The sequence below is a fragment of the Stenotrophomonas sp. HMWF003 genome, from assembly GCF_003061285.1.
In the GTDB taxonomy this organism is placed as follows: domain Bacteria; phylum Pseudomonadota; class Gammaproteobacteria; order Xanthomonadales; family Xanthomonadaceae; genus Stenotrophomonas; species Stenotrophomonas maltophilia_AP.
Map to the genome: position 1 here is coordinate 1 of NZ_QAIW01000274.1, position 9,596 is coordinate 9,596.

General features: G+C 67.2%; 5 protein-coding genes and 1 pseudogene. 3 read left to right on the plus strand and 3 right to left on the minus strand.

Going from position 1 to position 9,596, the window contains the following annotated elements; translation table 11 throughout:
- Positions 1–56: 56 nt before the first annotated feature.
- Genes DBR34_RS11340 through DBR34_RS11350 form a run of 3 tightly spaced genes read left to right on the plus strand, consistent with a single transcriptional unit; the run spans position 57 to position 2,719 of the window.
- Positions 57–944 (plus strand): carbon-nitrogen hydrolase, encoded by an 888-nt coding sequence (locus DBR34_RS11340; protein ID WP_128096869.1) that lies wholly within the window; start codon positions 57–59, stop codon positions 942–944.
- A 19-nt stretch (positions 945–963) separates the two neighbouring features.
- A complete protein-coding gene (locus DBR34_RS11345) occupies positions 964–1,494 on the plus strand; it encodes a GNAT family N-acetyltransferase (protein ID WP_128096870.1) in 531 nt (176 codons plus the stop codon).
- Position 1,495: 1 nt separating this feature from the next.
- Positions 1,496–2,719, plus strand: coding sequence for a TraB/GumN family protein (locus DBR34_RS11350; RefSeq protein WP_181393979.1), 1,224 nt, complete (start codon positions 1,496–1,498; stop codon positions 2,717–2,719).
- A gap of 134 nt (positions 2,720–2,853) precedes the next feature.
- Here the strand turns inward: DBR34_RS11350 and DBR34_RS11355 are convergent, their stop codons facing one another.
- The 3 genes and pseudogenes from DBR34_RS11355 to DBR34_RS22740 all read right to left on the minus strand — a co-directional run.
- On the minus strand, positions 2,854–5,943 hold the full coding sequence (locus DBR34_RS11355) for an efflux RND transporter permease subunit (RefSeq protein ID WP_128096872.1): 3,090 nt from the start codon (positions 5,941–5,943) through the stop codon (positions 2,854–2,856).
- Positions 5,940–9,449, minus strand: coding sequence for an efflux RND transporter permease subunit (locus tag DBR34_RS11360; RefSeq protein ID WP_128096873.1), 3,510 nt, complete (start codon positions 9,447–9,449; stop codon positions 5,940–5,942). Before DBR34_RS11360 ends, DBR34_RS11355 begins: the two co-directional genes overlap by 4 nt.
- Positions 9,446–9,596, minus strand: a pseudogene (locus DBR34_RS22740) (efflux transporter periplasmic adaptor subunit); the annotation flags it as partial. The pseudogene DBR34_RS22740 and the gene DBR34_RS11360, both read right to left, overlap by 4 nt.

Here is a 9,596-nt window from a genome sequence, read left to right on the forward strand (position 1 = left end):
CTGCGTGCACCCATCCGCGATAAACTGCGTTTTTCCCCCTGCAGGACCGCACCCGGATGAGCTCACGCCACACCCTTTCCGTCGCCCTGATCCAGGAGCGCAACCACGGTGACGCCGCCGCCAATCTGGCCGTGATCGAAACGCGCGTGGCGGAAGCGGCCGCCCAGGGTGCCAAGCTCATCCTGCTGCAGGAACTGCACAACGGCGCGTACTTCTGCCAGCACGAATCGGTGGACGAATTCGACCTGGCCGAGCCCATCCCCGGCCCCAGCACCGAACGCCTGGGCGCACTCGCCAAAAAGCACGGGGTCGTCATCGTCGGCTCCCTGTTCGAACGCCGTGCCGCCGGCCTGTACCACAACACCGCCGTCGTCTTCGAAAAGGACGGCACCCTGCTGGGCAAGTATCGCAAGATGCACATCCCGGACGATCCGGGCTTCTACGAAAAGTTCTACTTCACCCCCGGCGACCTCGGCTTCACCCCGATCGACACCTCCGTCGGCCGCCTGGGCGTGCTCGTCTGCTGGGACCAGTGGTACCCCGAAGCCGCCCGCCTCATGGCGCTGGCCGGCGCCGAACTGCTGCTCTACCCCACCGCCATCGGCTGGGACCCGGACGACCAGCAGGACGAACAGGGCCGCCAGCGCGACGCCTGGGTCCTCAGCCACCGCGGCCATGCCGTGGCCAACGGCGTACCCGTCCTGAGCTGCAACCGCGTCGGCCATGAAGCCTCGCCGCTGGGTGCCTCCGGCATCCAGTTCTGGGGCAACAGCCACGTGCTCGGCCCGCAGGGCGAGTTCATCGCCGAAGCCGGCGGCGAGCCCACCGTTCTGTTGTGCGACGTCGACCTGCAGCGCAGCGAGCACGTGCGCCGCATCTGGCCGTTCCTGCGGGATCGCCGCATCGACGCATACGGCGACCTGCTCAAGCGCTACATCGACTGACCCCCAGGACCCCCACCCCGTGACCGTGCAGCTGCGCGACGCCCGCGACACCGACATCGATGCCATCACCGCGATCTACGCGGTGGAGGTCACCGACCTGGTCAACACCTACGAGTACGACGTGCCCGACGCGGCGGAAATGCAGCGGCGCATGCACGACATCGTGGGCCGCGGCTTCCCGTACATCGTGGCCGAGGTCGATGGCCAGGTGGCCGGGTATGCCTACGCCAACACCTACCGCGGGCGCATCGCCTACCAGTGGACCGTGGAAAACTCGGTCTACGTCGATGCCGCCTTCCAGGGCCGTGGCGTCGGCACCGCCCTGATGCAGGGCCTGATCGACGCCTGCGTCGCACGCGGGTACCGGCAGATGGTGGCGGTGATCGGCGAGCCGACCAACACCGCCTCGATCAAACTGCACGAGCGCTTCGGTTTCCACACCGTGGGCATTTTCCGCGGCCTCGGCCGCAAGCATGGCCGCTGGCTGGACACCGTCCAGATGCAGCGCGCGCTCGGCGATGGTGCCGACAGCGCCCCTTCGAATGAATGAAATGACTGAACCCCAACTCGATGACACCGGCGACACGTTGTTCGCCGGCCAGCCCGTGCGCGTGGTCGAACGCGACGGCGTGCGCTACACCCTGCTCGGCACCGCGCACGTCTCCCAGGCCAGCGTGGAAGCGGTGGAACGGGCGATCGGCAGTGGCCGCTTCGACGCCGTCGCCGTGGAACTGGACGCGCAGCGCCTGCAGGCCCTGACCAATCCCGACGCCCTGGCCAAGCTGGATCTGGTCGAGGTGATCCGCAAGGGCCGCGTGGCGCTGTTCGCCGCCAACCTGGCGCTGGCCGCCTACCAGCGCCGCCTCGCCGAGCAGCTCGGGATCGAGCCGGGCGCCGAACTCAAGCGTGCGGTGACCCTGGCCAACGAACACAACCTGCCGGTGCACCTGATCGACCGCGAAGTGGGCCTGACCTTCAAGCGCGCCTCGCAGCGGCTGGGATTCTTCGGCCGGATCAAGCTGGTGATGGGCCTGGGCGCCGGCCTGTTCGCGTCCGACGAGGTCGGCGAGGACGAGATCGAAAAGCTCAAGCAGGGCGACATGCTGGAAGCCAGCTTCGGCGAGTTCGCCAGCGAAAGCCCTGCGCTGTATGAAACCATCATCGGCGAGCGCGACCGCTACATGGCCACGCGCCTGCGCGAAGTGCACGACCCGGCCCAGCGCGAGGTGCTGGCGGTGGTCGGCGCGGGGCACCTGGCCGGCCTGGCCAGGTACCTGGAAACCGATACCGATGCCCCCGGGCCGCTGCGCGAGTCGCTGGAAGCGGTGCCGAAGAAGCGCAACATTCCGTGGATCACCTTGACCATCCTGGCGGTGGTGCTGGCCGGGATTGCAGTGGGCTTCTACCGGGGTGGCCTGGGCATGGGCGGTGAGCTGCTGCTGACCTGGGCGATGTACACCGGCGGCCTGGCGGGCCTGGGATGCCTGCTGGCGGGCAGCCATCCGCTGAGCATCCTGACCGCGATCGTGGTCGCGCCGTTCAAGCCGTTCCGGTTGAGCATTCCGACCGGCGCGTTCGCCGCACTGGTGGAAACGCGCCTGCGCAAGCCGGCGTATGAGGATTTCCTCAAGCTGCGCGACGACGCGCAGAGCGTGAAGGGCTGGTACCGCAACCGGGTGACCCGGGTGGTGTTGACCTTCATGCTGACCAACCTGGGCAGCATGCTGGGCCTGTGGCTGACCGGGCTGCAGGTGTGGGGCAAGGTGGCCGGGTAAGCGCTGCGCGCCGGCAACGGAAAAAGGCCACGCACTGCGTGGCCTTTTTTTTGTACCGGCCAGCGTCCGGTGTCCAAGCATTCCGGGGAGCCGGCCAGCGGCCGGCACTACCGGATTTCATGGTGCCCGGCCGCTTACGCGGCCGTGGCTGCTTCGCCCTTGGCCGGCAGGCCGCGGGCGCGGCGGATGATGCGCGACACCGCGCTGCTCATGTCGTCGAGCATGGCGTAGATGGTCGGCAGGAACAGCAGGCTGACCACGGTGGAGAACGCCAGGCCGCCGGCGATGGCGCGGGCCATCGGGTAGTACGGCGGGCCGTCGCCGAGCAGCTGGGTGTCGGTCAGCGAGATCGGCACCATCGCCAGGATGGCCGTGCCCATGGTCATCATGATCGGGCGCAGGCGCTCGCGGGAGCCTTCCACCAGCGCCTGGGTGCGGCCCATGCCGCGCCGACGCAGGTTGTTGATGTGCTCGATCATCACGATGCCGTTGTTCACCACCACGCCCATCAGCACCAGGATGCCGATGAAGGACATGATCCCGAACGACGTGCCGGTGATCCAGAACAGCCAGAACACCCCGAAGATCGAGAACAGCACGCCACTCATGATCGCCGCCGGGAACAGCAGCGATTCGAACACCGCGGCCATCACCACGTAGATCATCACCAGCGCGATGATCAGGTTGAACAGCATCTGCTGCATGGCCTCGTTGTCGTCGCCGTAATCGCCGCCATCGAAGGTGAAGGTGTAGCCGGCCGGAAAGCTCATCGGCGTGAGGGTTTCCTCCATCGCCTTGCGGGCTTCGGGCGCGGTGACCTTCTCGGCCAGGTTCGCCTTGATGGTCAGCGTGGTCTGTCGATTGGTGCGGCCGACCTGCGTGGCCGACGGCTTGATCGAGACATCGACCAGGCTCAGCAGCGGCACCGAGCGACCGTCGCCGGTGCGCACGGTGAAGCTGGCCAGGTCTTCCGGGCTGCTCTGCTCGGCCCCGGCGAAACGCACCCAGACCGGCACTTCACTGTCACCGCGGCGGAACTCGCGCATCGGCGCGCCGCGAAGGGCCAGGCCGACGAAACTGGCCACCTGTTCGGCATTGAAGCCGAACGCGGCCGCCCGTTCGCGGTCGACGTGGATCGACAGCTCGCTGCCCTTCTCGCCGTTGTCGATGCGCACGTCGCGCAGCTCCTTGCGCCGTGCGAGCAGCGGTACCACGTCCTCGCCGATCTCCTGCAGCATCTTGGTCGAGTCGCCCACCAGCTGCACCTGCACCGACTGGTTGCCACCGCCACCGCCGCCATCACCGCCCTGGTTGCCCACGATGTAATCGGTGCGCGCCGAGCGCGGCAGGCCCTTGCGCAGCGCCTCCTGCACGGCGGGCAGGTTGTCGGCGTGCTTCTCGTCGAAGGTCACGGTGGTGCTGCTGCCTTCCTGCTCGCTGTACCAGGAATAGACCTGGGTGATGTGCAGCTTTTCGCGGTTCTCGTCCAGGTAGCGTTCGACGCGGGCGACCTCCTCGGACATCTGGCTGTAGGTGTAGGCGCCCTTCCAGTTGTAGCCGATGAAGATGTCCTTGCCGCCTTCGCCGCCGAACATGTCGATCTTGGTCAGCTTCATCGGCACCAGGCTGATCAGCACCACCATCAGGATGCCGAACACGCTCCAGCCGCGGTGTTCCAGCGTCCACTGCAGCACCTTGGCGTAGCGGCGCTGCAGGCGGGCGATCACGCCGGTTTCCGAATGCACCAGCTTGGGGGTCTGCATGCGGGCGGACAGCATCGGGATCAGGCTGACCGCGACCAGCCACGAGGCCAGCAGCGACACCGAGATGGTGATCGCGATCTGGGCCATGAAGATGCTGATGTTGTTGGTTTCGCCGAACAGGTTGGGCACGAACACAATGCAGTGGCACAAGGTGCCGGCGCTCAGCGCGATGGCCACGTTGCGGGTGCCGATGATCGACGCCAGCCGCGGCTGGTCGGGCATGCGCTCGCGTTCCTGGTAGATGCTCTCCACCACCACCACCGCGTTGTCCACCAGCATGCCCACCGCCAGCAGCAGGCCCATCATGGTCAGGATGTTGAGGGTGACCCCGGCGAAGTACATGAAGCCCAGCGTGATCACGAAACAGATCGGGATCGCTAGGGTCACCATCAGCGTGGACGGCCAATGGCGCAGGAAGAAGAACAGCACCGTCACCGACAGCAGCAGGCCGACCGCGCCGGCCTCGGCCAGTTCCAGCAGCGAGGAGGTCACGGTCTTGCCCTGGTTGTTGATGACCTTGATCTGCACGTCGCGCATCGACGGCTGCGTGCGGATCGCCTCCACCTCCGCCAACGCAGCGCGCGAGACCTCCACCAGGTTGGCGCTGCGTTCCTTGTAGATGTCCAGGCCCACGGCGGGGTTGCCGTCCAGGCGTCGGCCGTAGTTCATGCGGGTGGGCTTGAGCCGGATCTCGGCGATGTCGCCCAGGCGCAGGCCCTTGGTGTCGATCACCAGGTCGCGCAGCTCCTGCAGGTCGGTGATTTCACCCACCGGCTGGATCCGCACGCGCTGGCCGTTGTCGTCGATCTGCCCGGCGGAGATCGAGAAATTCAGCGTGCGCAGGCGGTCGCTGAGCTCGTTGATGCTCAGGTTGTGCGCGGTGAGCCGGTCCGGGCTGATCGCGATTTCCACCTCGTTCGGCGGTGCACCGGAGATGTTGACCCGGGCCACGCCGGGGATGCGTTCGATGCGCCGCTTGAACTCGCGGTCGAGCATGTCGTACGCACCGGTCAGGTCGGTGCTGCTGGCCAGCCGTACCTTCAACACCGGTTCGTCGCTGCTGGACCACTTGAACACGTTGTAGCGCTGCAGGTCGTCGGGCAGGTCGCTGCGGATCGCATCGATGCGCTCACGCGCATCGGAGGCGGCGATGGCGATGTCGCGGTCCCAGTCGGTGAACTCGATGAAGATGCTGGCGCCTTCGGAGGTGGCCGAGGAGCGCATGCGCTTGATCCCGGTCATGGTCGCCAGCGCTTCTTCGGTGGGGCGGATGATGTTGCGCTCCACCTCCTCCGGGGTCGAGCCGGTGTACGGCACCTGCACGAACAGGAACGGCGCGGAGATGTCCGGCAGCGCTTCCAGCGGCAGCCGGAACGAGGCGATCAGGCCCACCACCACCAGCGACACGAAACACATGATGGTGGTGATGGGACGGCGGATGGAGAACTCGGCGATGCTCATGCCGGCTCCTGCGCAGCGCCGCTGCCGGCGGGCTCCACGTGGCCGGCGTGCTTGCGGCCGCGCTCGCGGTAGTAGGCATCACCGCGGCGGTCGAGCAGGTCGTACACCACCGGAATGACCAGCAGGGTGAGCAACGTGGACACCAGCAGGCCACCGATCACGGTGATCGCCATCGGCGCGCGCACTTCGGCCCCCTCGCCCATCGCCACCGCCAGCGGCAGGAAGCCGAACAGCGTGCACAGCGTGGTCATGATGATCGGACGCAGGCGCGAGCGCGCGCCTTCCACCAGTGCCTCCTGCTTGGGCACCCCGGCTTCGCGCAGCTGGTTGACCTTGTCGATCAGGATGATCGCGTTCTTGGTCACCAGCCCCACCAGCAGGATCAGGCCGATGAACACCACTACCGAGATCGGCTTGCCGGTGAGCATCAGGGCCAGGATCGCCCCGACCAGCGCCAGCGGAATGGTGAACAGGATGACGAACGGGTGCAGCAACGACTCGAACTGCGAGGCCATCACCAGGTACACCAGGAAGATCGCCAGGCCGAAGGCGAAGATCAACGACCGCGCCGATTCCGCCAGTTCCTCGCCCTGCCCGCCGATGTGCATGCCTACACCGGCGCCCAGCGGCTGCTTGGCCACCATGTCGTGCACCTCGCGCACTGCGCCGCCCAGGTCGATGTCGCGCAGGTTGGCCGAGACCACTGCCACGCGGGTCTGGTCGGCGCGATGGATCTCGCTGGGGCCGTTGGTGGCGACCACTTCGGCCACCGCATCCAGCGTGACCGGACGGCTGCTGCCCGGGTTGACGATCAGGCGGCGGATGCTGTCCACGCTGGCGCGGTCGCCTTCCTGCGCGCGCACCAGCACGTCGATCTTGCGGTCGCGGAAGCTGTAGCGGGTGGCCACGTCGCCGCGCACCTTCTTCACCACCACGTCGGCGATCTGGCGGGTGGTCAGGCCCAGCGCACCGGCGCGCTCCTGGTCGAAGCGGATCTGGATTTCCGGGAAGCCCTCTTCCACCGTGGATTTGACGTCGGCGTAGTGCGGGTTGTTGCGCAGCATCGCAGCGAGTGCCTGGCCGGCGCGCTCCAGCGTGGCCATGTCCTGGCCGCGCAGCTCCACTTCCAGCGGCGTGGAGAAACTGAACAGCGCCGGCCGTGCGAAGTCGACCTGCACGCCGGGGTGCTGCTGCATCGAATCGCGCAGGCGCTCGGTGATGGCCGCCTCGGTGCGGGCATCGCCGCCACCGGCCATCACCACGGTGAGCTTGCCGATGTTCTCGCCGCTTTCGGTCGGGCTTGCATCCAGCCGCGTGCCGCTGCCGCTGACGCCATACAGCGACGCGATCTGGTCGTCCTTGGCATGGGCCAGCTGCAGCTCGCGGACCAGCGCATCGGTCTGCTTCAGCGGCGTGCCGGCCGGAAGCTTGGCGGTCATTTCAAAGCGGTCCTGGGCCAGCTGGGGGATCAGATCGGCACCCAGCATCGGCACCAGCGCCATGGTGGCCACGAAGGCCAGCGCGGCACAGCCCAGCACCTTGCCCGGATGATGCAGCGCGCCCGGCAGCAGCTTGAGGTAGCCGCGTTCGGCGCCCGCATAGGGCTTCATCGCCACGTCGCTGGCCTTGCGCATCACCGGCCCGACCACGGCCACCACACCGCGCCACACGCGGATGATCGCCCAGGCCACGCCGAAGCAGGCCCAGCGGACCAGCGCACCGATACCGCGGCGGCCACTGGCCACCGGCTTGAGCCAGCGCTTTTCGGGCTGCCATGCCGCGTGCGCCGCTTCTTCCGGGAACGCCAGCGGCGGACGGCCCTTGAGCGAGCTCAGCATCGGAATCAGGGTCATCGACACCAGCAGCGAAATCGCAATGGCAATCGCCACGGTCAGCGCCTGGTCGCGGAACAGCTGCCCGGCGATGCCATCGACGAACACCAGCGGCAGGAACACCGCGATGGTGGTCAGGGTCGAGGCGACCACCGCCATGCTCACTTCGCGGGTACCGGCAATGGCCGCCTGCAGGATGCCCAGGCCGCGCTCGCGCGCCTTGGCGATGCTTTCCAGCACCACGATCGAATCGTCCACCACCAGGCCGGTGGCCAACGCCAGGCCGCCCAGCGACATCACGTTGAGGCTCAGGCCCATCTGGCCCATGAAGAAGAACGTGGTGATGATCGAGACCGGCAGCGACAGGCTGATCACGAACGTGCTCCAGCCATCGCGCAGGAACAGGAAGATGATCAGGATGGCCAGCAGGCCGCCGATCACCGCGTCTTTCTTGACGTCGCTGATGGCGTGTTCGATGAAGCGCGACTGGTCTTCGATGGTGGTCAGCTGGGCGTCGCCGGGAATCTGCGCCTTGATCTGCTCCAGCTTCGCGCGCAGCGCCTCGGCGGTGGCCACGGTGTTGGCGTCCCCTTCCTTGTAGATCGCCAGTTCCACCGCTTCCTTGCCGCCCAGGCGGATGATCGCCTCGCGTTCCTTGTAGCCCTGGCGCACGCTGGCCACGTCCTTCAGCCGCACCGGCACGCCATTGGCGATGGTCGAGGAACTGCTGCTGGACGCACTCTGCGCGGCCGACGCGGCGGCCACGGCCGCATCGGAGCCGGTCGAGGCGGCAATGGCGAACATCTGCTGCATGGCCGCGTCGGCGGCGCTGCCATTGCTGCCCTGGGTGGTCACCAGCAGGTTGCGGATGTCCTCCAGGTCGGCGAACTGATTGACGGTACGCACCAGGAAGCGCTGCGAGCCTTCCTCCAGGCGACCGCCGGAGATGTTGATGTTCTCTTCCTTGAGCCGCTTGATCACGTTGTCGATCGGCAGGTTCAGCTGGGCCAGCTTCTGCTGGTCGATGTCGACCTGGATCTCGTCTTCCAGGCCGCCGCCCACCTTGACCGCGGCCACGCCGGCCACCGGTTCGAGCTTCTTCTTCAGGTCTTCATCGGCATAGCGGCGCAGCTCGGTGAGCTGGCGGACCGCATCGGCATCGGTGGCGGCGTCGGCCTTGGCCGAGATCACCAGGCGCATGATCGGTTCGGTGGACGGATTGAAGCGCAGCAGCACCGGGGCCTTGGCCTCCAGCGGCAGGTTCAGCGCTTCCATCTTGTCGCGCACCTCCAGGCTGGCCTGGTCCATGTTGGTGCCCCAGGCGAATTCGAGCACCACATCGCTCTGCCCGGTGCGCGAGACCGACTTGAGCTTGCGCAGGTTCTTGACCACGCCCACGGCCTCTTCGACCGGTTCGCTGATCAGGGTTTCAATTTCGGTGGGGGCTGCGCCGGTGTATTCGGTGCGCACGGTCAGGGTGGGATAGCTCAGGTCGGGCAGCAGGTTGACCTTGAGGTTGCCCAGCGCGATGACGCCGAACAGCATCAGCGTCACCGTGCACATGGCGATGGTGACGCGGCGGCGGGTGGCGAATTCCACCAGCCCCCCGCCCTGTGCACCCGGGCGGTCGCCGTGGTGCGGATCGTTGCCGTGGTCGTTGCCGGCCGAAGTCATTGACGGCTCTCCGCCTTCTTCGCCGGTTGCGCCGATGCGGTGGCGGTGGCCGGCTTGGCGCCGATCACCTGCACCGCCGTGCCATCACGCAGGGCCACCTTGCCGGCGGTCACTACCTGGTCGCCTTCGGCCAGGCCCTCGCGGATC

Bases quoted from the DNA above. Each gene is read 5' to 3' on its own strand.
- DBR34_RS11340 (WP_128096869.1), top strand. From the start codon at position 57: ATGAGCTCACGCCACACCCTTTCCGTCGCCCTGATCCAGGAGCGCAAC.
- DBR34_RS11350 (WP_181393979.1), top strand. From the start codon at position 1,496: ATGACTGAACCCCAACTCGATGACACCGGCGACACGTTGTTCGCCGGC.
- DBR34_RS11355 (WP_128096872.1), bottom strand. From the start codon at position 5,943: ATGAGCATCGCCGAGTTCTCCATCCGCCGTCCCATCACCACCATCATG.
- DBR34_RS11360 (WP_128096873.1), bottom strand. From the start codon at position 9,449: ATGACTTCGGCCGGCAACGACCACGGCAACGATCCGCACCACGGCGAC.